This window comes from Streptomyces incarnatus (assembly GCF_001027185.1).
Taxonomy (GTDB): domain Bacteria; phylum Actinomycetota; class Actinomycetes; order Streptomycetales; family Streptomycetaceae; genus Streptomyces; species Streptomyces puniciscabiei.
Genome location: NZ_CP011497.1, coordinates 1,798,185 through 1,817,497, shown reverse-complemented (window position 1 = coordinate 1,817,497; position 19,313 = coordinate 1,798,185). Strand labels below are relative to the sequence as shown.

The 19,313-nt window shown below is 72.2% G+C and carries 20 protein-coding genes; 6 read left to right on the top strand and 14 right to left on the bottom strand.

The genetic code is table 11. The annotated features are described in order from the left end of the window. Position 1: 1 nt before the first annotated feature. The 12 genes from ABB07_RS08055 to ABB07_RS08000 all read right to left on the bottom strand — a co-directional run bounded on the left by ABB07_RS08055 (position 2) and on the right by ABB07_RS08000 (position 12,502). Entirely contained in the window at positions 2 to 1,111 is a 1,110-nt protein-coding gene (locus ABB07_RS08055) for an aliphatic sulfonate ABC transporter substrate-binding protein (RefSeq protein ID WP_208898070.1), read from the bottom strand. 238 nt (positions 1,112 to 1,349) lie between these two features. Next, on the bottom strand, positions 1,350 to 2,684 hold the full coding sequence (locus ABB07_RS08045) for a sulfate adenylyltransferase subunit 1 (RefSeq protein ID WP_208898069.1): 1,335 nt from the start codon (positions 2,682 to 2,684) through the stop codon (positions 1,350 to 1,352). A 2-nt stretch (positions 2,685 to 2,686) separates the two neighbouring features. Continuing rightward, the gene (gene cysD / locus ABB07_RS08040; protein ID WP_208898068.1) at positions 2,687 to 3,631 is read right to left on the bottom strand and encodes a sulfate adenylyltransferase subunit CysD; all 945 of its coding nucleotides are present in this window, start codon (positions 3,629 to 3,631) and stop codon (positions 2,687 to 2,689) included. Next, complete coding sequence (cysC, locus tag ABB07_RS08035) at positions 3,628 to 4,197, bottom strand: adenylyl-sulfate kinase (RefSeq protein ID WP_208898067.1); 570 nt, start codon at positions 4,195 to 4,197, stop codon at positions 3,628 to 3,630. Before cysC ends, cysD begins: the two co-directional genes overlap by 4 nt. Beyond that, positions 4,194 to 4,904 (bottom strand): phosphoadenylyl-sulfate reductase, encoded by a 711-nt coding sequence (locus ABB07_RS08030; RefSeq protein ID WP_208898066.1) that lies wholly within the window; start codon positions 4,902 to 4,904, stop codon positions 4,194 to 4,196. The genes cysC and ABB07_RS08030 overlap by 4 nt, the downstream gene beginning before the upstream one ends. Next, positions 4,901 to 5,080 (bottom strand): hypothetical protein, encoded by a 180-nt coding sequence (locus tag ABB07_RS08025; RefSeq protein ID WP_208898065.1) that lies wholly within the window; start codon positions 5,078 to 5,080, stop codon positions 4,901 to 4,903. Before ABB07_RS08025 ends, ABB07_RS08030 begins: the two co-directional genes overlap by 4 nt. Then, complete coding sequence (locus ABB07_RS08020; protein WP_208898064.1) at positions 5,077 to 6,771, bottom strand: nitrite/sulfite reductase; 1,695 nt, start codon at positions 6,769 to 6,771, stop codon at positions 5,077 to 5,079. Before ABB07_RS08020 ends, ABB07_RS08025 begins: the two co-directional genes overlap by 4 nt. A 124-nt stretch (positions 6,772 to 6,895) precedes the next feature. Beyond that, positions 6,896 to 6,979: a putative leader peptide gene (locus ABB07_RS41725; RefSeq protein ID WP_309486338.1), complete on the bottom strand. Its 84-nt coding sequence runs from the start codon at positions 6,977 to 6,979 to the stop codon at positions 6,896 to 6,898. 127 nt (positions 6,980 to 7,106) lie between these two features. Further along, complete coding sequence (locus ABB07_RS08015) at positions 7,107 to 7,679, bottom strand: GNAT family N-acetyltransferase (protein ID WP_208898063.1); 573 nt, start codon at positions 7,677 to 7,679, stop codon at positions 7,107 to 7,109. 82 nt (positions 7,680 to 7,761) lie between these two features. Further along, a complete protein-coding gene (locus ABB07_RS08010) occupies positions 7,762 to 9,093 on the bottom strand; it encodes a hypothetical protein (RefSeq protein ID WP_208898062.1) in 1,332 nt (443 codons plus the stop codon). A gap of 175 nt (positions 9,094 to 9,268) precedes the next feature. After that, entirely contained in the window at positions 9,269 to 10,570 is a 1,302-nt protein-coding gene (locus tag ABB07_RS08005; RefSeq protein WP_244189265.1) for a GAF domain-containing protein, read from the bottom strand. Positions 10,571 to 10,864: 294 nt separating this feature from the next. Next, positions 10,865 to 12,502, bottom strand: coding sequence for an acyl-CoA dehydrogenase family protein (locus ABB07_RS08000; protein WP_208898060.1), 1,638 nt, complete (start codon positions 12,500 to 12,502; stop codon positions 10,865 to 10,867). A gap of 131 nt (positions 12,503 to 12,633) precedes the next feature. Between ABB07_RS08000 and ABB07_RS07995 the strand changes: the two genes are divergently transcribed. From ABB07_RS07995 to ABB07_RS07985, 3 genes are all read left to right on the top strand, one after another. Next, entirely contained in the window at positions 12,634 to 13,893 is a 1,260-nt protein-coding gene (locus ABB07_RS07995) for a YihY/virulence factor BrkB family protein (protein WP_244189264.1), read from the top strand. A gap of 200 nt (positions 13,894 to 14,093) precedes the next feature. Continuing rightward, positions 14,094 to 14,978, top strand: a complete 885-nt coding sequence (locus ABB07_RS07990; protein ID WP_244189263.1) for a VC0807 family protein — start codon at positions 14,094 to 14,096, stop codon at positions 14,976 to 14,978. Between the two features lie 215 nt (positions 14,979 to 15,193). Then, complete coding sequence (locus tag ABB07_RS07985) at positions 15,194 to 15,880, top strand: helix-turn-helix transcriptional regulator (protein WP_208898059.1); 687 nt, start codon at positions 15,194 to 15,196, stop codon at positions 15,878 to 15,880. Here ABB07_RS07985 and ABB07_RS07980 read toward each other — a convergent pair. Both ABB07_RS07980 and ABB07_RS07975 read right to left on the bottom strand, forming a co-directional pair. Then, positions 15,863 to 16,264 (bottom strand): VOC family protein, encoded by a 402-nt coding sequence (locus ABB07_RS07980; RefSeq protein ID WP_208898058.1) that lies wholly within the window; start codon positions 16,262 to 16,264, stop codon positions 15,863 to 15,865. The two genes, ABB07_RS07985 and ABB07_RS07980, sit on opposite strands and share 18 nt — an antisense overlap. Positions 16,265 to 16,436: 172 nt before the next feature. Continuing rightward, positions 16,437 to 17,069: a VOC family protein gene (locus tag ABB07_RS07975; RefSeq protein ID WP_208898057.1), complete on the bottom strand. Its 633-nt coding sequence runs from the start codon at positions 17,067 to 17,069 to the stop codon at positions 16,437 to 16,439. A 79-nt stretch (positions 17,070 to 17,148) separates the two neighbouring features. Between ABB07_RS07975 and ABB07_RS07970 the strand changes: the two genes are divergently transcribed. The 3 genes from ABB07_RS07970 to ABB07_RS07960 all read left to right on the top strand — a co-directional run bounded on the left by ABB07_RS07970 (position 17,149) and on the right by ABB07_RS07960 (position 19,086). Next, positions 17,149 to 17,805 (top strand): ThuA domain-containing protein, encoded by a 657-nt coding sequence (locus ABB07_RS07970; protein ID WP_208898056.1) that lies wholly within the window; start codon positions 17,149 to 17,151, stop codon positions 17,803 to 17,805. Positions 17,806 to 17,962: 157 nt separating this feature from the next. Beyond that, positions 17,963 to 18,826, top strand: a complete 864-nt coding sequence (locus ABB07_RS07965; RefSeq protein ID WP_208898055.1) for an isocitrate lyase/PEP mutase family protein — start codon at positions 17,963 to 17,965, stop codon at positions 18,824 to 18,826. Further along, complete coding sequence (locus ABB07_RS07960; RefSeq protein ID WP_208898054.1) at positions 18,823 to 19,086, top strand: hypothetical protein; 264 nt, start codon at positions 18,823 to 18,825, stop codon at positions 19,084 to 19,086. Before ABB07_RS07965 ends, ABB07_RS07960 begins: the two co-directional genes overlap by 4 nt. Positions 19,087 to 19,313 lie beyond the last annotated feature (227 nt).

Genomic DNA, 19,313 nt, shown 5'->3' with positions numbered 1-19,313 from the left:
GTCAGCTGGTGCCGAGACCGGCGGCGTCGACCGGGCTCTCGCCCGCGGCCTTGAGGAGCTTGTTGAGGATCGTCAGGTCGTAGATCCCCTTCAGGTCCGGCTTGTCCAGCAGGCCGGCCTTGACCGCGTGCGCCGCCTCGGTGCTGAGGGTGGAGGCCAGCGGGTCGTCGGTGAACCGGATGGACTTCCACGCCGGGTCGAGGACCTTCGCCGGCAGCTCCTTGCCGGAGTCGATGCCCAGCTGCTTGTTCGCCGCCGCCTTCGCCGCCTCAGGGCTGGCGTTGATCCACTTGTTGGCCTCGACCGAGGCCTTCAGCACCGCCTCGACCGCCTTCGGGTGCTCCTTCAGGAAGGCCTGCCGCACGATGATGTTGGTGATCACGAACTTCTTGTCCGGCCACAGCGACGCCTCGTCCAGCAGCACCTTGCCGCCTTCGGCGACCAGCTTCGACGCGGTCGGCTCCGGCACCCAGGCGCCGTCGATCGACCCGGCCTTGAAGGCGTCCGGGGTGACCTTGTTGTCACTGCGGACGACCGTGACGTCGCCCTTGCCGCTCTGCGCGTCGACCTTCCAGCCCTGCTCGGCCACCCAGTTGAGGAACGCCACGTCCTGCGTGTTGCCCAGCTGCGGGGTGGCGATCTTCTTGCCCTTGACGTCCTTGAGGGACGAGATCTTCTTCGGGTTGACGACCAGCTTCACACCGCCGGAGGCCGAACCGCCGATGATCTTCAGGCTCTTGCCGTTCGACTTGGTGTAACCGTTGATCGCGGGCGAGGGGCCGATCCAGCCGATGTCGATGGAGCCGGAGTTGAGGGCCTCGATCTCGGACGGGCCGGCGTTGAAGGTGGCGTAGTCCGCCTTGGTGGCGCCCAGCTCCTTCTGGAAGTAGCCCTTCTGGTTGGCGACCAGCGCGGTGGCGTGGGTCAGGTTGCCGAAGTACCCGATCTTGACGGAGTCGAGCCCGTCGATCTTCTTGGCGCCGGCGGCGACCTTGGCGCTGTCGTCGTTCTTGGACTCGGAGCCGTAACCGCAGGCGGCGAGCGTGAGGAGGGGAAGGGCGGCGAGCGCGGCTATGCCGCGGCGCAGGAACGTCGAGCGGTTGGCAGGCACGGGAGGGTTTCCTCTCGTTGGCCCGGCGGTCACGGTCTCTCAGGTCGTGGCCGGGAGTTCGGCAAAGGGTCTTCGTCGTGTCCGGGACGACGCCGGGTGGGGGGACAGGGCGCGCGAGCGGTGCGCGTACGTCAGCGCACACATCGCGCCACCCCGCCCTGCCCGCTGCCGAGGGCGCCGCTGCCGACGCGGCCGCCCTCCTTCGCGAACGTCGAGTAGACGTCGGTCGTCTTCATGCTCAGAAGTCCCAGCCGTCGTCGTCGGACTCGTCCTTGACCGGCTCGGGGGAGGCGAAGGACTCGCCCACCATGCCCGCGGTCAGCGTGGTGCCGTCGCTGGGATCGATCAGGATGAAGGAGCCGGTGCGGCGCGAGTCGGCGTAGGAGTCGACCGGCAGCGGCTCGGCGGTACGGATCTTCACCCGGCCGATGTCGTTGGCGACGAGCTGTCCCGGGTGCGGGTGCAGGGACAGGTCGTCGAGCGTGAGCCGGGACGGGATGTCCTTCACGATCGCCTTGACCGTGCGGGTGCCGTGCTTGAGCAGCACCCGGTGACCGACGGTCAGCGGGGCGTCGGCCACGTGGCAGACGGTCGCCTCCACGTCCTGGGTGGTGGCCGGCGCGTCCTTCGTCGGCACGATCAGGTCACCGCGTGAGACGTCGATGTCGTCCTCGAGGAGGACCGTCACCGACTGCGTCGTCCACGCCACCTCGACCGGCTCGCCGAGCAGGTCGATGCCGGAGATCTTCGTGGTCCGCCCGGACGGCAGGACGGTGACCTCGTCGCCGACCCGGAAGGTGCCCGCCGCGATCTGGCCCGCGTAGCCCCGGTAGTCCGGGTGCTCGGCGGTCTGCGGCCGGATCACGTACTGCACGGGCAGCCGGGCGTGGCAGTGCGCCAGGTCGTGGCTGACGGGAACGGTCTCCAGGTGTTCCAGGACGGTCGGGCCGCCGTACCAGTCCATGGTGGCGGACGGCTCCACCACGTTGTCACCGGCGAGCGCCGAGATCGGGATCGCGGTGACCTCGGGCACGCCCAGCTCGGTGGCGTACGCCGTGAACTCCTCGGCGATCGCCGCGAACACCGACTCCTCGTAGCCGACCAGGTCCATCTTGTTGACCGCGAGGACCACGTGCGGGACCCGCAGCAGGGCCGCGATCGCCGCGTGCCGGCGGGTCTGCTCGACGACGCCGTTGCGGGCGTCCACCAGGATCACCGTCAGCTCGGCGGTGGAGGCGCCGGTGACCATGTTGCGGGTGTACTGCACGTGCCCGGGCGTGTCGGCCAGGATGAACCGGCGCCGGGGCGTGGCGAAGTAGCGGTAGGCGACATCGATGGTGATGCCCTGCTCCCGCTCGGCGCGCAGGCCGTCGGTGAGCAGCGCGAGGTCCGGGCCCTCCTGGCCACGGCTCGCGGAGGCCCGCTCCACGGCCTCCAGCTGGTCGGCGAGGACCGACTTGGAGTCGTGCAGGAGGCGTCCGACGAGCGTGGACTTGCCGTCGTCGACGGAGCCGGCGGTGGCGAACCGCAGCAGCGTGGTGGCCGAGAGCGCCTCGGTCGTGGTCGTGCTCATGGCTAGAAGTACCCCTCGCGCTTGCGGTCTTCCATCGCGGCCTCGGACAGCTTGTCGTCGGCGCGGGTCGCGCCCCGCTCGGTGAGCCGGGAGGCGGCGATCTCGGCGATCACGGCGTCCAGCGTGGTGGCGTCGGAGTCGACGGCACCGGTGCAGGACATGTCACCGACGGTGCGGTAGCGCACCTGGCGCTTCTCGACCGTCTCGCCGTCCTTCGGGCCGCCCCATTCACCCGCGGTCAGCCACATGCCGCCCCGCTGGAACACCTCGCGCTCGTGCGCGAAGTAGATCTGCGGCAGCTCGATGCCCTCACGCGCGATGTACTGCCACACGTCCAGCTCGGTCCAGTTCGACAGCGGGAACACCCGCACGTGCTCACCGGGGGCGTGCCGGCCGTTGTACAGGTTCCACAGCTCGGGGCGCTGGCGGCGCGGGTCCCACTGGGAGAACTCGTCGCGCAAGCTGAACACCCGCTCCTTGGCGCGGGCCTTCTCCTCGTCCCGGCGGCCGCCGCCGAAGACCGCGTCGAACTTCTCGCTCTGGATCTTCTCCGTCAGCGGCAGCGTCTGCAGCGGGTTGCGGGTGCCGTCGGGACGCTCCTTGAGCACACCCCGGTCGATGTAGTCCTGCACGGAGGCCACATGGAGGCGCAGCCCGTGCCTGGCCACCGTACGGTCGCGGTACTCAAGCACCTCGGGGAAGTTGTGCCCGGTGTCCACGTGCAGCAGCGAGAACGGGATCGCGGCCGGCGCGAACGCCTTCAGCGCCAGGTGCAGCATGACGATGGAGTCCTTGCCGCCGGAGAACAGGATCACCGGGTTCTCGAACTCGCCCGCCACCTCGCGGAAGATGTGCACCGCCTCGGACTCCAGCGCGTCCAGGTGCGACAGGGCGTACGGGCTCGCCGTACCCTCGTCGCCGGTCGCGGCCTTGGCCACGGTCGTCATGCCAGTCCCCTCTCGCTCAGCAGGGCGTGCACCGACGCCGCGGACTCCTGCACGGTCTGGTGCTGCGACTCGATGCGCAGATCCGGGGTCTCGGGCTCCTCGTAAGGGTCGTCTACACCCGTCAGCCCGGACAGCTCACCCGCGGCCTGCTTGGCGTACAGCCCCTTCACATCGCGCACGCTGCACACCTCGACCGGGGTCGCCACATGGATCTCCAGGTACGGCGTGCCGTTCTCCGCGTGCCGCTTGCGTACCGCGTCCCGGCTGTCCGTGTACGGCGCGATCACCGGCACCAGCGCCTTGACGCCGTTACGGGCGAGCAGCTCGGCGACGAAACCGATGCGCTGGACGTTGGTGTGCCGGTCCTCGCGGGAAAAGCCGAGGCCCGCCGAGATGAACTCGCGGATCTCGTCGCCGTCGAGCACCTCGACCCGGTGGCCCTCGGCACGCAGCCGGCCGGCCAGCTCGTACGCGATGGTGGTCTTGCCGGCGCTCGGCAGACCCGTGAGCCAGACGGTGGCTCCGGTCGTCACGTCGTTCTCCTGAAGGTTCCGATGGTTCGTCATCCGTGCAGCCCGCACTCGGTCTTGGCGCGGCCCGCCCAGCGGCCGGCCCGCGCGTCCTCGCCCTCGAGGACCCGGCGGGTGCAGGGGGCGCAGCCGATGGAGGCGTAGCCGTCCATCAGCAGCGGGTTGGTGAGCACTCCGTGTTCGGTGACGTAGGCGTCCACGTCGTCCTGCGTCCAGCGGGCGATCGGGGAGATCTTGACCTTCTGCCGCTTCTCGTCCCAGCCGACGACCGGGGTGTTCGCCCGGGTCGGGGACTCGTCGCGGCGCAGGCCGGTCGCCCAGGCCTGGTACCCCTTCAGCCCCTCTTCGAGCGGCTTGACCTTCCGCAGCGCGCAGCACAGGTCCGGGTCGCGGTCGTGCAGCTTCGGGCCGTACTCCGCGTCCTGCTCGGCGACCGTCTGCTTCGGCGTGAGGGTGATGACGTTGACGTCCATCACGGCCTCGACGGCGTCGCGGGTGCCGATGGTCTCCGGGAAGTGGTAGCCGGTGTCGAGGAAGACGACGTCCACGCCCTTCAGCACGCGCGAGGCGAGATGGGCGACGACGGCGTCCTCCATGGAGGAGGTGACGCAGAACCTCGCGCCGAAGGTGTCGACCGCCCACTGGAGGATCTCCAGCGCGGAGGCGTCCTCCAGATCGCGTCCCGCCTGTTCGGCGAGTGCCTTCAACTCCTCGGTCGTACGGTCTTCCTGAGCCGTCGTCATATCCGGTCCCCTCCGTGGTCGGCTCGCTGAAGGCCCCGGGCCAGCAGCCCGAGGAACTTCAGCTGGAATGCGCGGTTGCACGCCCCGCATTCCCAGGCGCCGTGACCCTCCTCGTTCGGACGCAGGTCCTCGTCGCCGCAGTAGGGGCAGTAGAAGGGCGCCGCACGCTCGCTCACGACAGCGCCTCCTCGGAAGCACGCGCGGCCCAGGTGGCGAACCGCTCGCCGTCCTCGCGCTCGGCCTGGAAGCGCTTCAGCACCCGCTCGACGTAGTCGGGCAGTTCCTCGGCCGTGACCTTCAGGCCGCGCACCTTGCGGCCGAAGCCCGGCTCCAGGCCGAGGGCGCCGCCGAGGTGCACCTGGTAGCCCTCGACCTGCTCGCCCTGGTCGTTCAGGACCAGCTGGCCCTTGAGGCCGATGTCCGCGACCTGGATACGGGCGCAGGCGTTCGGGCAGCCGTTGAGGTTGATGGTGATCGGCTCGTCGAAGTCCGGCAGGCGGCGCTCCAGTTCGTCGATCAGCTGCGAGCCGCGCTGCTTGGTCTCGACGATGGCGAGCTTGCAGAACTCGATGCCGGTGCAGGCCATGGTGCCGCGCCGGAAGGAGGACGGGCGGGCGGTGAGGTCCAGCGCCTCCAAGCCCTCGACCAGCGAGTCCACCTTGTCCTGCTCGGCATCCAGGATGATCATCTTCTGCTCGACGGTGGTACGCACCCGGCCCGAGCCGTGCGCCTCCGCGAGGTCGGCGATCTTCGTCAGCGTGGCGCCGTCGACGCGGCCGACCCGCGGGGCGAAACCGACGTAGAACCGGCCGTCCTTCTGCCGGTGCACACCGATGTGGTCGCGCCACTGCTGCACGGGCTGCTCGGGGGCGGGCCCGTCGGTCAGCTTCCGCTTCAGGTACTCGTCCTCCAGCACCTGGCGGAACTTCTCCGCACCCCAGTCGGCGACGAGGAACTTCAGGCGGGCCCGGTTGCGCAGCCGGCGGTAGCCGTAGTCACGGAAGATCGAGATGACGCCCTCGTAGACGTCCGGGACCTCGTCGATCGGCACCCAGGCCCCGAGCCGTACGCCCAGCTTGGGGTTGGTGGACAGACCGCCGCCGACCCACAGGTCGAAGCCCGGGCCGTGCTCGGGGTGCCGTACGCCGACGAACGCCACGTCGTTGATCTCGTGCACCACGTCCAGCAGCGGCGAACCCGAGATGGCCGTCTTGAACTTGCGGGGGAGGTTCGAGTACGCCTTGTTGTTCAGGACGCGGCGCTTCATCTCCTCCAGCGCCGGCGTGGCGTCGATGATCTCGTCCTCGGCGATGCCCGCCACCGGGGAGCCGATCATCACGCGCGGGGTGTCACCGCAGGCGGTGACCGTGGACAGGCCCACGCCCTCCAGTCGCTCCCAGATCTCCGGCACGTCCTCGATCCGGATCCAGTGGTACTGCACGTTCTGCCGGTCGGTGATGTCCGCGGTGCCGCGCGCGAACTCCTGGGAGATCTCACCGATGACGCGCAGCTGCTGGGTGGTCAGCGCGCCGCCGTCGATGCGCACCCGGAGCATGAAGTAGCGGTCGTCCAGCTCCTCCGGCTCCAGCACCGCCGTCTTGCCGCCGTCGATCCCGGGCTTGCGCTGGGTGTACAGCCCCCACCAGCGCATCCGGCCCCGCAGGTCGCTGGGGTCGATCGAGTCGAAACCGCGCTTGGAGTAGATCGTCTCAATGCGTGTCCGCACATTGAGACCGTCGTCGTCCTTCTTGACCTGCTCGTTGCCGTTCAGCGGGGTGAAGTGGCCCACGGCCCACTGACCCTCACCACGGTGACGGCTCACCTTGCGGCGGGGCGCTGCGGCGGAGTTCGGCGGAGTGGCGGCCATGGTGTGTACGTCCTTCGGACCGGTGGAAATCGGCTCTGACCTGCACGTATGCGCGCACGCGGGCAGGCGCGCGCGTCCTTGCGCGGGGAAAATCAGGTAGGGGGTTCGCGGCGGTGCTGGTGCGTCAGCTCGCCGGACAGATGGCGCTGGACATGCGGCCGAGGTCGACGTGCCGCCGACTCACCAAGGCAATTCCAGTTCCAGACATGACGGAAGCGTGTCACGGCGATCTGGACACAGTCCAGCTTTATCCATCATGCGGACACCCTTGTCCCGGAATATGGGACGAGGGTGTCGTCGCTCACATGCCGTGCGGGAAGGCTTGTACCGGCAGGTCAGACCCGGTATGCGCCGGGCCAGGGCCCCGGCGCCGCCACCTCCGGCTCCAGCTCGACCTTGGTGTCGAACAGCTTGAACCCGCGCCGCTGGTAGTTGTCCATGGCGAACTCGCCGTCCTTGCTGCACGTGTGCAGCCACACCCGCTTCGTCGGCGTCCGCCCGGGCCACCGCTCGGCCAGGTCCCAGGCGCGCGCCGTACCGTACGACAGCAGATGGCCGCCGATGCGCCGGCCGCGGAAGGCGGGGACCAGCCCGAAGTAGGCGATCTCCACCACACCCTCGTCCTGCGGGTCCAGCTCCACATAACCGCCCGGGGTGCCCCGGTCGTACGCCACCCAGGTCTCCACCCCGGGCCGGTCCAGGTACTCCTGCCACCGCGCGTACGTCCAGCCGAGCCGGTCGGTCCAGCGGATGTCGCCGCCGACCGAGGCGTACAGGTAGCGGCTGAACTCGGGGGAGGGCACCTCGGCGCGGGCGATCCGGACGTCGCCCTCCGGCGCGGCCGCGGGCAGGAGGTCGGCCGGCGAGGTCTGCTCCAGGGACCAGGTGGTGACAGGGACGCTGCTCATGCGGGCCAGGGAATCATCCCGCCGCCCGGTCTGTCGATCGGCCTGGTGAGCAGGTCGTTCCGGAGCGGGGCCGATGGCGCGGTCAGCGCAGGGAGCGGTCCAGTTCGGCCAGGGGCAGGGCGAAGAGCATCCGGTCCGACAGGGACCAGACCTCGCCCGTCTCCTGCCAGTAGGACAGGGAGCCCGCCGCCTCGGCCCAGCAGCGGTGCGAGCCGTCCGCGCCGCAGTGATCCGGCTTCGCCCCGCCGGCGTCCTGCCGCCACAGCGCACCGTGTCCGTCCCGTGAACCGGGCAGGCGTCCCACATACCAGGACGTGTCCTGCGTGCCCGGCCGCTGGTACGACAGCACCCCGCGAATCCCCGCCGCCCGGGTCCGGTACGCCTCCACCGCCGTCACCCGCCCCCCGGCGTCCGTGGCGAGCAGCCCCGCCCGCGCCGGAGCCGTGCTGAACGCGTACCGCCACAGCCGGGCGCTGCGGTGGCCGTCCGGCTCGGTCCACTCCGCGGCGACCAGGCTGTCCGGCACCGTGCCCCGGTCCAGGGCGAGCGCGCCGGGACAGGGCGGCCCGGAATGCCCGCACCTGCCCCCGGTGAAGCGGTACGAGCCGACCGCGGGCATCACATAGCGGTAGCCGTCGGCGGACCAGCCGCCGGGCACCCGGCCGATCGCGGGCCCGTCGACATCGGCGCGCTGGATCCGGTCGAGGTCGTAGACGTACAGCGCGTCGGCGCCGCCGGTCCTGGCGGTGACCAGCAGCTTGTCCTGGTACCAGACCATCCCGGAGATCCCGGAGGCCAGCCCCCGGTAGTCGCGGCCGCCGTCGACCGGCACCACCAGCAGCACCCAGCGGTAGGCGAGGTGGGCCGGGTCGTCGGCGTTCACGAAGGCGACCCTGGCGAGCCCCCGCTCGGCGGACCGGCCGCTGGAGGTGCTGTGGGTCCAGCCGGCGAGCACGACCCGGTGGGTGCCCCACACGCCGTCGTCGTCCGCGTCCCCGGAGGTGGTCACCGACGCCGGCCGCCAGGCGCCGCCGCCGGAGTCGGCCCGGTCCCAGCAGTAGGCGCGGGAGGCGGCCGGGGCGACGGGCAGGGACGCGCGGTCGGCGGAGGAGCAGTCGGAGGTGCGCATCGCGCGGTCGGTGCTCGCCAGCACGGCGTCCACGCCGACCGGACGGCCCATCGCGGCGGAGAGCCGGTCCAGGGTGCGGGCGGGGACCAGCTGCTCCTGGAGTCGCAGCCGGCCCGTGTCCGCGGGGGAGGAGAGCGGCTTGAGCGCGCCGGGGCTGTCCGTGACGGACGCCTGGGAGGCGCTGATCAGGGTGGCGGCCGCGGTGAGCGCCAGCGCGGTCCCGGTCAGGACCGCGCGCAGTGCGGCGCCCCGTCTGCGCCGGCGGTGTCTGCCGCGATGCTTCATCTCGTCCCCTTCTCCAGGCCTCCCGCGCCGCCCGGGCGCGCCGGCCGGTGGCGGGCCAACTGCGCCTGATGATCCGTTCGTTGACGCGAGAAGCGGCTGGGGAGGCCCCTAGGGGATGCTACGGCAGTAACGGCCCGCGCAGGGCGAAGACCCCGCAAATATGCGGAAGACACGCTCACCGGTCCGCGGGCCCCCCGCACCGCGCGGCCGTCCGCCCCCGCGTGATCGCCGGTGCCGTCGAGGAAGGCAGCAGGTCACGGGGGTTGTCGGGGAGGAGCGCCTCGATCTCCGCGTCCTCCCGGAACCGGTACGGCCGGTGCCGCAGGAGTTCCCCGCAGTACCGCCGGATCCGGGACATCTCCGCCCGTACCGTCACCGTGCGTGAGGAATCCCCGAACAGATCCTCGGCCAGGGCCGCCGCCCCGCGGCCGGCCCGGTGCACGGCGAGCAGATACAGCAACTCGGCGTGCCGGGGACTCAGTTCACGCGACCACGAGCCCGCCGAAGCGGACACCGTCAGCGTGCTGCGCCCCGGTCTGGCCAGGTCCAGCACGATCCGCGGGGCCGTGCCGACCGCGTCCTCCGCCGCCCGCAGCAGCCAGCCCCCGGCCAGCGGCTCCACCGCGCAGGAACCCAGCGACGGCAGCCACCGGCGGCCCGGCGCCAGCGACTTGGGCAGCGCGACGCGCCGTACGTACGGCATCCCCGACACCGCCGCCGTCCAGCCGTCCCGGTCCACCACCAGCGCCCGCCCGTCCAGCCGGGCCAGCACCGGCGCCGCCACCGCCCGCAGCCGCTCCAGCGAGTCCAGGTGCATCTCCCGCAGCCGCGCCTCGGCCAGCTTGGCCACCGAGTCCACCCAGGCGAGGGTCGCCGGATGCATGGTCTCCAGCGGGCCGCTGACGTCCACCACACCGATCAGCCGGCCGTCCCGGGGATCGGTGATGGGCGCGCCGGTGCAGGTCCAGGAGGCGTGCGAGCGGACGAAGTGCTCGGCGGCGAAGACCTGTACGGGCCGCCGTACGACCGCCGGGGTGCCCACTCCGTTGGTGCCGACGACGTCTTCGCGCCAGTCCGCGCCGAGTTCAAAACCCAGGCCGTCCGCCTTGCGCAGCACCGGCGGCGCCCCCTCGCGCCACAGCACCCGCCCGTCGGCGTCCGCGACGACCATGATGTGCTGGGCGACGTCGGCGACCGAAAGCAGACCCTGGCGCAGTACCGGCAGGACGTGCCGGAGCGGTGACTCCTCGCGCCGGCGCCGCACTTCGTCGGAGGACAGCAGCCCCGATCTGAAGTCGCGGTCGGGATCGACACCGCTGCGCAGCATCCGTCCCCAGGACTGCTCGATCACCGGCCGGGGCGCGATCCTCGCCCGCTGACCGGCGAGGGTGGCGTCGCGTACCTCGTTCAGCACTCGCGCCGCCTGCGTCGCGTCCACGGCGGCCAGGCGCGCCACGTTGATCGGCGGGTTCACCACGGGGGTCCTCCCGGAAAGGGCGTCGAACATGCTTGTCAAGCCGTCCGGGCGGCGGTTTCCGGTCCGGCTGCACCTCTCATACTGCCGTTCCGGGCAGGCCGGAGGCACACACTCCGCGCACGTGCGCCAAAAAGTTGCAACCCCTTGCAACCCTGGTGGACGCCCGGAGGGTGGCCGAGACTTGACGCGCAGCGGGGGTGGTGCCGTGTCGGCGCAGCACCACTCCCGCCGGGGGATCGGCCGGTTTCGCGGCAGAGAGTGCCTGGTGGGGGCGGGTTGCCCGCGCCGCGCGGCTTACAGCGTGAGGTGTGCTCGCGCCACAATCGACGCCAGATCCAGGGCCGTTGGCAGGGTGCCGAAAGCCGCCCCGTGGTCGCCGCCCAGGCGGGACGCGCAGAAAGCGTCTGCTACCTCCGGCGGGGCGTACCGGACCAGGAGGGAACCCTGGAGCACCAGTGCGAGGCGCTCCACGAGCCGGCGTGCGCGCCCCTCGACGGCGTTCAGGTCGGCGAGTTCGGTGAAGAGGTCCTTCACGGCGCGGTCGAGGCGGTGGTCGGTGCCATGGGTCCGGCCGATCTCCGTCAGGCAGGCGTCGAGCGCGCCCGGCTCACGTCGCAGCGCCCGCAGCACGTCCAGCGCCTGAACGTTTCCGGCGCCCTCCCAGACCGAGTTCAGCGGTGACTCCCGTACCAGCCGCGGCAGACCCGACTCCTCGACGTAACCGTTTCCGCCCAGGCACTCCGCGGCCTCGACCGCAACGGGCGCACAGCGCTTGGTGATCCAGTACTTGGCGGCCGGCACCGCCAGCCGCAGGAACGCGCGTTCCTGTTCGCCGCCGTCGTCGTAGGCGGCCGCCAGCCGGAGCGTGAGCGCGGTCGCCGCCTCCGACTCCAGCGCGAGGTCGGCGAGGACGTTCCGCATCAGCGGCTTGTCGATCAGCTTCCCGCCGAACGCCTCCCGGTGCGCGCAGTGGTGGATCGCCTGCGCCACCGCCTGCCGCATCAGGCCCGCCGAGCCCAGCGCGCAGTCCAGCCGGGTCGCCGCGACCATCTCGATGATCGTCCGCACCCCGCGCCCCTCCTCGCCCACCCGGCGCGCCCAGGTACCGGCGAACTCCACCTCGGCCGAGGCGTTGGACCGGTTGCCGAGCTTGTCCTTCAGCCGCTGGATGAGGAAGACGTTGCGGCTGCCGTCGGGCAGGACCCGCGGCACCAGGAAGCAGGTGAGGCCCTCCGGGGCCTGGGCCAGCACCAGGAAGGCGTCGGACATGGGAGCCGAGCAGAACCACTTGTGCCCGGTCAGCTCGTAGGTGCCCGGCTCCGCGAGCGGCCGGGCCCCCGTGGTGTTCGCGCGCACGTCGCTGCCGCCCTGCTTCTCGGTCATGCCCATACCGAACAGCGCCCCGGGCTTCTGCCCGGCGGGCCGCAGCTGACGGTCGTAGACCGTGGACGCCAGCCGCGGCTCCCACTCGGCGGCGAGCCGGGGGTCGGTCCGCAGCGCCGGTACCGCCGCGTGGGTCATGGACAGCGGGCAGCAGTTGCCCGCGTCGACCTGGGTCCAGACCAGGAAGCCGGCGGCCCGGCGGACATGCCCGGACGGCCGGGTCCAGGCGCCGGTCAGGCCCGCCGCGACACCCTTGCCGAGCAGCCGGTGCCAGGCCGGGTGGAAGTCGACCTCGTCGATCCGGTGGCCGTAGCGGTCGTGGGTGCGCAGCCGGGGCGGGTGCTCGTTCGCCTGCACCGCCCACTCCTGCAGCTGCGCCGAGCCCGCGGCGCGGCCCAGCGCGGACAGCTCCGACCGCACCTCGTCGAGCACGTCCGGACCGGTGTACCGCTCGACGGCCGCCACCAGGGCCCGGTCGGCGGTGAAGACGTCGTAGCCGACCAGGGGCGGCGGCTGGTTCGTCACGGTGTGGGTGGAGGTGCCTGCCATGGTGCGAACCTACCCGGGGAGGCGGCGGTGAAGGCCTCCAGAGTGGCACAGCGCCGCCACCGGGCGCGCGGATGCGGCGGGCCCGGCCCGGGAAGGTGAGGGCGGTCCGGTGCTGCGGATACCTTTGGGTCGTGCAGCCAGCAAGTGAACCCCCCGAGCCATCCGCCGGTCGTCTCCACCGGGCCAGAGCCCTCTACCGGAACGTCTCCAAGCGGAAGACCGCCTGGCTGCTGCTCAAGGACACCGTCAACTCCTGCATGGAGTACCGCATCCTGGGCCTGGCGGCCGAGGCGGCGTTCTTCACGCTGCTGTCCGTGCCGCCGCTGCTGCTCTGCCTCATCGGGCTGCTCGCCTACGTCGACACCTGGACCGGCGCCCACACCATCAGCAGCCTCGAGACCAACATCCTCGAGGCCTCCCGGACGGTCCTGTCCGACAAGGGTGTGAAGGAGATCACCGAGCCGATCCTGCACGACGTGATGAAGGGCCGGCCCGACATCATCTCCATCGGTTTCCTCTTCGCCCTGTGGTCCGGCTCCCGCGCGGTGAACGTCTTCATCGACACCATCACCGTCATGTACGGCCTCGACGGCGTCCGGGGCATCGTCAAGACCCGGGTGATGTCGTTCCTGCTGTTCATCGTGGCCCTGCTGATCGGCTCGGTGGCCCTGCCGCTGATGGTGGCGGGCCCCGACGCGGTGGTGCGGGTGGTGCCCTGGTCGGCCACCGTGGTGCAGGTCCTGTACTGGCCGGTCGTCATCGTCCTGTCCATCGCCTTCCTGACGACCCTGTACCACGTGTCCGTGCCGGTCCGCTCCCCGTGGATCGAGGACGTCCCCGGCGCCCTGGTCGCCCTGGCCATGTGGGTCCTGGGCAGCTTCCTCCTCCGGATCTACCTCGTGCACACCATCGAGGGCGCCACGATCTACGGCTCCCTCGCCGCCTCCGTCGCCGTGCTGCTGTGGATCGGTGTGTCCGCCTTCGCGGTGCTCGTCGGGGCGGCCGTGAACGCCGCCATCGACCGGGTCTGGCCCGCCGCCGCCACGGCCGCCGCCCGCGCCGCGAACGAACGGGTGCGCGAGGCCCAGGTCGTCGAGTACGTCGCCCGGGCCGCGGCGGCCCGCGAAGCCGACCCGGACGACCCCGACATGCCCTCCGAGTTCCCCGAGCGCTGGTCCCGCTTCCTGCCCCCGGAGGACGTCACCGCCCGCCTGCGCACCCACGCCAAGCACACCCACCAGGCCCACCAGGCCCACCAGGCTCACCACGCCCACCAGGCTCGCCAGGCCAACGGCCGGGAGCCGCACGAGCCCGACGGCGGGCTGCCGCACGACATCGGTGAACGGCATCCGCACCGTGCCAACGGGGACGCGGGCGCGGGACGGCAGTAGCCGGCCGACCCGCGCGCGGGCGCCGCCACCGCGTGTCCACCCCCTGGTCTCCACCCAGTGAGTGACACTGCCGTCCACCCTCTTTCCACCCGGTGCTCCACCCCTGCTCCGATCCGCCTGGTACCGCCCGGGACCTAGCGTTTTCGCGTGGGCCGGCGCTGTCCGGCCGGATGCACCGACCGGGCAGGGAGGCGGGGGACATGGCGGATGTGGCAGGCATGGCGGACGGGGCCGGCATGGCGGACGGGGCCGGCATGGCGGACGCGGGGAAGCCGGACGGAGCCGACGTGTCCGGCCAGGGACGGCCCTCGCGCACGGGGGCGGGGACACGCGGCATGGCCTACGGCCCGCTGCTGACCGTCGCCGTCGACATCCTGTTGCCGCTCCTCGTCTACTACGCCGCCCGCGGGCTCGCGGTCGGCCAGGGCCCCGCGCTGCTGCTCAGCGGCGCGCCCCCCGCCCTGCGCCTGGTGTCCGGTGCGGTGCGGCAGCGGCGGATCGACGGCGTGGACCTGTTCTGCACGGTGCTGCTGGCCGCCGCCGCGCTCGCCACGCTGATCGGTGGCGGCACCCGTCTTCTGCTGTTCAAGGACGCCGCACTGTCCCTCGTGGTGGGCGGCTGGATACTCGGCACCGCCTTCACGAGCAGGCCGCTGGCCTTCCAGCTGGGCCAGCGACTGCACCGAGGCCCTGCGGCCGGGGCACGGGCCGGCATATGGCGGGACTCCGCCGACTTCCGCCGGGCACTGCGCGTCCTGACCGTGGTCTGGGGCACCGGGCAACTGCTCGACGGCGGCCTCGGCACACTCGCCACCGCCACCCTGCCCACGGACGCCGTGCCGCTGCTCGCCCGGGTCCTCTCGCTGCTCCTGCTGGCCCTGACCGGCGCGGCCACCGTGGCCTGCGCCCGCCGCTTCCGCACCCGCCACGGCCTCCCGCTGTTCGGCGCACCCGGCACCGCAGCCGGCACCGGCGACCGCCCGGAGACGCACCGGCCGCCGACGAGGGAGCACATACGCACCCCGGCGGCCCAGAACTCTCCCGCGCCCTCGGCATCGGCGGCCCCCGCCCGGCGTCCGGGCTGAGCGGGTGCCTGCGCGCCGGGCCGGTGACTCCTCGTTCCCCGGCTCGCCGCCGAGGCGCCGGCGGACGCGCGTCGGACCGGCGTCTCCTGCCCGGAGAGCGGGGTGACCGTCTCCGAGCCGTAGTTGACCGGGGCCCGGCCGGGCCGACCGGAGTCGAGCTGATCGCGGAGCTCGGGGAGTGGGGCCCGGCATCGTCCGCGACGTAGGCTGCACCCGTGTACAGGGAGCGGTCGTCCCGGCTGACCGGCGCGGTCGTGTGGACGAACACGCCGGACGGGGCCGGTGGCGGACCGGTGCTGCCCGACGGCTGCATGGATCTGCTGTGGAGCGAGGGCCGGCTGCTGGTCGCGGGTCCCGACACCCGCCCGTACGTCCCCGGGGGCCCGCCCCGCTCCTGGGCCGGTGTCCGCTTCTTCCCCGGCACCGCGCCCGCCCTGCTGGGCGTGCCCGCGCACGAACTGCGCGACCTGCGGGTCGACGTGGCCGACCTCTGGCCCGCCGCCCGGGTCCGGCGGCTGCGCGAGCGCGTCGAGGCGGCGCCCGACCCGGCGACGGCCCTGGAGGACATCGCCCTGGACCAGGAGGCGCGGACCACCGCCCCCGACCCGCTGCTGCACCGGCTGGTGGAGCGCCTGGACCAGGGCCGCCCGGTGTCGGCCACGGCGGCCGAACTCGGCATCGGCACAAGGACCTTGCACCGCCGCTGCCTGGACGCGTTCGGCTACGGCCCCAAGACGCTGGCCCGCATCCTGCGGCTGCAGCGGGCGCTGGCGCTGGCCCGCTCCGGGACGCCGTACGCCGAGACGGCCGTCCGCGCCGGGTACGCGGACCAGCCCCACCTCGCGCGCGAGGTCAGGGAGTTGACCGGCATGCCGCTCGGGCGGCTACTCGGCGGCGGGTAGCGGGGCGAACAGGTCGACGCCGTTGCCGTCGGGGTCGTGCACGGTGGCGTACCGCTGGCCCCAGAACGCGTCCCACGGCTTCAGCTCTCCGTGGTATCCGGCGGCCACCAGATCCTCGTACAGGGCGTCGACCCCGGCGGGCGAGTCGCACCGGAACGCGAGCCCGACCCGGCCACCGCGCTCGGGCGGCTGCCAGCCGGAGTGGAAGGAGCGGACGGTCTCCTCGGTGTCCAGGGCGAAGATCATCCCGCCGGGCAGCTCGGCATCGACGTGCGGCTGCTCCTCGGACCCCTCGGGGAAGACGAGCCCGAGGCGACGGTAGAAGGCGAGCGCGGCGGCCATGTCGGACGTCACCACGCCGATCAGGGCGAATCGTGGAGTCATGCGGTCACCGTAGGCGGGCGGTCGCGGGCCGGTCTTGAAGGAATCGGACACGGGGAGGCGACGTGGGAGCGGACAAAAGCCCTCGCGCCCGCGATCGGGTCCCGCGCCCGGGCCTCATCCTCGGGACCGGCGCGCGCGACCGGGCCCCGCGAGCAGCGCCCGCGCCCCCGCCTCAGCCGAAGGTGACCGGGCCGTTGGGCGCGTCCACAGTGAAGGAGAGTGCGGCGGGTCCGGCTGTGATGAGCAACTCTGTGCCCAGAGCCGCCAGTCGGGCGCGCAGGTCCACCGGGTCCGGCGCCGTGGCGGAGACCTCCAGCAGTGGGGTGACCGGGAGCCCCGAGGCAGTGGGGTGGCGGGACTGTCCCCAGTCGATCAGGAACGGGACCAGACCGGAGGGATGCGTATGGCCGCCGTCGGTCAGCCGCCACCGCAGCACGGTGCCGTCAGGGGTGCGGCGGCTCATCGGGCGCACGGGCCCGGTGTCGTGGCCCCGCTCGCGGGCCGTGGTGATCGCCGCGTCCAGGTCGGGCGGGCTGATCGCCCAGGTCAGCGTGCGCGGCCCGGTCAGCTGGTCGACCCCGAACGGCCGCGGCCCAGCCGGCTCGGGCTGCTCGGGGTCGGGGCCGAGGATCTCCAGATAGCCGCGGCCGCCCAGTCCCACCAGATGGTTGCGCGTGCCGAGACCGGGATGGGCACCGCCGGGCACGGGCGTCACCCCGGTCCGCCGTGCGAAGTCGGCGATCGTCGCCGCCAGATCGGGCGTGGCGAGGACGAGGTGGTCCAGGAGCGGCGGAACGGCGTTCATGCCCGGCGAGGCTACGGTCAGCGGCCCTGCGCTTCAAGGGAGTTGGGCCCGGGCGGGCGGCTGGGGCTAGGGTCGTCGCATGGCCGCGCGACTGCTGCTCTACACCCGTACCACGGGCTACCGTCACGACTCGATCCCGGACGCCGTCGCCGCCGTACGCGCGCTCGGCCGGTTCGCCGTCGAACACACCGAGGACCCCCTGGACCTCGAACGGCCGCTGGACGGGTACGCGGCCGTGGTCTTCCTCTCCACCAGCGGCGATGTGCTGACCCCGGCCGGCCGGGAGCGGCTCGCGCGGTACGTCGGCTCGGGCGGCGGCTTCGCCGGGGTGCACGCGGCGGCCTGCACCGAGTACGGCTGGCCGTACTACGGCGAACTCCTCGGCGCCCGCTTCGCACGGCACCCCGCCCTGCAGCCCGGCCGGGCTGTCGTGGAGGACTCCGGCCACCCCGCGACCCGTGGGCTGCCGGCCGTCTGGGACCTCACCGACGAGTGGTACGACTTCGACGCGAGCCCCCGCGGGCGGGTGCGGGTGCTGCTGAGCGCGGACGAGGCGTCGTACGACGGCGGGGGGATGGGCGCGGACCATCCGCTGGCCTGGTGCCACGAGCAGGGCGCCGGCGGCGGTCGCGTCTTCTACACGGCGCTCGGTCACACCGCCGGGGCGTACCGCGACCCGCTCTTCCTGGCCCACCTGGACGGCGGGCTCCGCTGGGCGGGCCGACTCCCCGCGTGACGTTTCTGCGGTGAACCGGTTGCGCCATTGGGGTGAGTAAAGCTCGCTTACATGGAAGGTCATGTGAGTATCTAGAGATGCTCTTGTCTTGGCAAAGGGCGTCGAGACGTGTCGGCCATCCGGCCGCGTGTCACCCACCCACAGGAGGAGCCGGACCTTGACTTACGGTAAGAAGCTGCGCGAACGCATCGCCGGCCCCGGGACCACGCCGCTGATCGGCGTGTACGACATGTATTCCGCGTCGATCGCGGCCAAGCACTACGACGGGATGTTCGTTTCGGGCTTCGGCTTCGCGGCCTCGTACTACGGGCTGCCGGACATCGGTTTCATCGCCTGGCCCGACATGGTGGCCTTCGTTCAGCGCCTGCGCGGCGCCTTCCCGCACCATCACCTGCTGGTCGACATCGACGACGGGTACGTCGACCCCGAGGTCGCCTGTCACGTCGTCGAGGGGCTGGAGCGGATCGGAGCCTCCGGTGTGATCCTCGAGGACCAGAAACGGCCCCGCCGCTGCGGCCACGCCGACGGCAAACAGGTGCTGCCGCTGGAGGAGTACCTGGAGAAGCTGCACCAGGTCCTCGAGACGCGCAGGGACCTGGTCGTCGTCGCGCGTACGGACGCCACCGACGAGCACGACATCCTGCACCGCGCCGAGCGGCTGGCCGCGACCGACGCGGACGTGGTCCTGGTCGACGGGGTGCGCAGCGTCGAGTGGATCAAGCGCATCCGCGCGGTCGTCGGGGACAAGCCGCTGCTGTTCAACCAGATCGCCGGCGGCAAGTCGCCCCGCCTGTCCCTCGGTGAACTGTCCGACCTCGGCGTCGACGTCGCGATCTACAGCACCCCGTGCCTGTTCGCCGCGCACGAGGCGGTGGACTCCGCGCTCGCCGGGCTGAAGGCTGCCGACGGCCGGCTGCCGGAGCTGGACCCCGCGAGCGGGATCGGCGTGAAGGCCTCCACCAGCCTGCTGGAGCGCAACATCGCCCGTGAGCGGCTCGCTCCCGAGGGCGTGGGCGTGTGACCGGCGTCGTACCCCGGCTCGGAACGGCGGCGGCGGTCGCCGTCGCGGTGCTCGCGGCCGGTGCGGCACCGGCGGCCGCGTCCGGCAGTCTGATCACCGTGATCGACAACTCCCACGCCGACTCCTGGCTCGAGGTCGACCGCGCGGCCAACGTCCAGACCGGCAAGGGCACCGCCGGCAGCGACCACGACGGCAGCGCCGTGGACGCGATCGAGGCCCTCACCGGACACGACCACCAGCACAGGGAGGTCTGGGACTGACCGACCGGACGAGGATCGGTCGCCGGACGACGACCGGTCGTCGGCGGATTACCGGCGGCCAGGCGGCAACCTGGCTGCCGGACACGGCAACCGATGGCATGCTTCCCACCTGCCCGGACGGCGTTTTCCCACCGCCCGGGGCCCGGCCCGCGCCGGTGCGGAAACCGTATCCCCTCGTTACTCCGGGCCGGTTGGCCTGTGGACAACGGTCCTCCGGGACCCGGTGG

Coding starts and splice junctions, on each gene's coding strand:
- ABB07_RS08045 (WP_208898069.1), bottom strand. CDS start 2,684: ATGAGCACGACCACGACCGAGGCGCTCTCGGCCACCACGCTGCTGCGG.
- cysD (WP_208898068.1), bottom strand. CDS start 3,631: ATGACGACCGTGGCCAAGGCCGCGACCGGCGACGAGGGTACGGCGAGC.
- cysC (WP_208898067.1), bottom strand. CDS start 4,197: ATGACGAACCATCGGAACCTTCAGGAGAACGACGTGACGACCGGAGCC.
- ABB07_RS08030 (WP_208898066.1), bottom strand. CDS start 4,904: ATGACGACGGCTCAGGAAGACCGTACGACCGAGGAGTTGAAGGCACTC.
- ABB07_RS08020 (WP_208898064.1), bottom strand. CDS start 6,771: ATGGCCGCCACTCCGCCGAACTCCGCCGCAGCGCCCCGCCGCAAGGTG.
- ABB07_RS41725 (WP_309486338.1), bottom strand. CDS start 6,979: ATGTCTGGAACTGGAATTGCCTTGGTGAGTCGGCGGCACGTCGACCTC.
- ABB07_RS08015 (WP_208898063.1), bottom strand. CDS start 7,679: ATGAGCAGCGTCCCTGTCACCACCTGGTCCCTGGAGCAGACCTCGCCG.
- ABB07_RS08010 (WP_208898062.1), bottom strand. CDS start 9,093: ATGAAGCATCGCGGCAGACACCGCCGGCGCAGACGGGGCGCCGCACTG.
- ABB07_RS08000 (WP_208898060.1), bottom strand. CDS start 12,502: ATGGCAGGCACCTCCACCCACACCGTGACGAACCAGCCGCCGCCCCTG.
- ABB07_RS07990 (WP_244189263.1), top strand. CDS start 14,094: ATGGCGGATGTGGCAGGCATGGCGGACGGGGCCGGCATGGCGGACGGG.
- ABB07_RS07980 (WP_208898058.1), bottom strand. CDS start 16,264: ATGACTCCACGATTCGCCCTGATCGGCGTGGTGACGTCCGACATGGCC.
- ABB07_RS07975 (WP_208898057.1), bottom strand. CDS start 17,069: ATGAACGCCGTTCCGCCGCTCCTGGACCACCTCGTCCTCGCCACGCCC.
- ABB07_RS07970 (WP_208898056.1), top strand. CDS start 17,149: ATGGCCGCGCGACTGCTGCTCTACACCCGTACCACGGGCTACCGTCAC.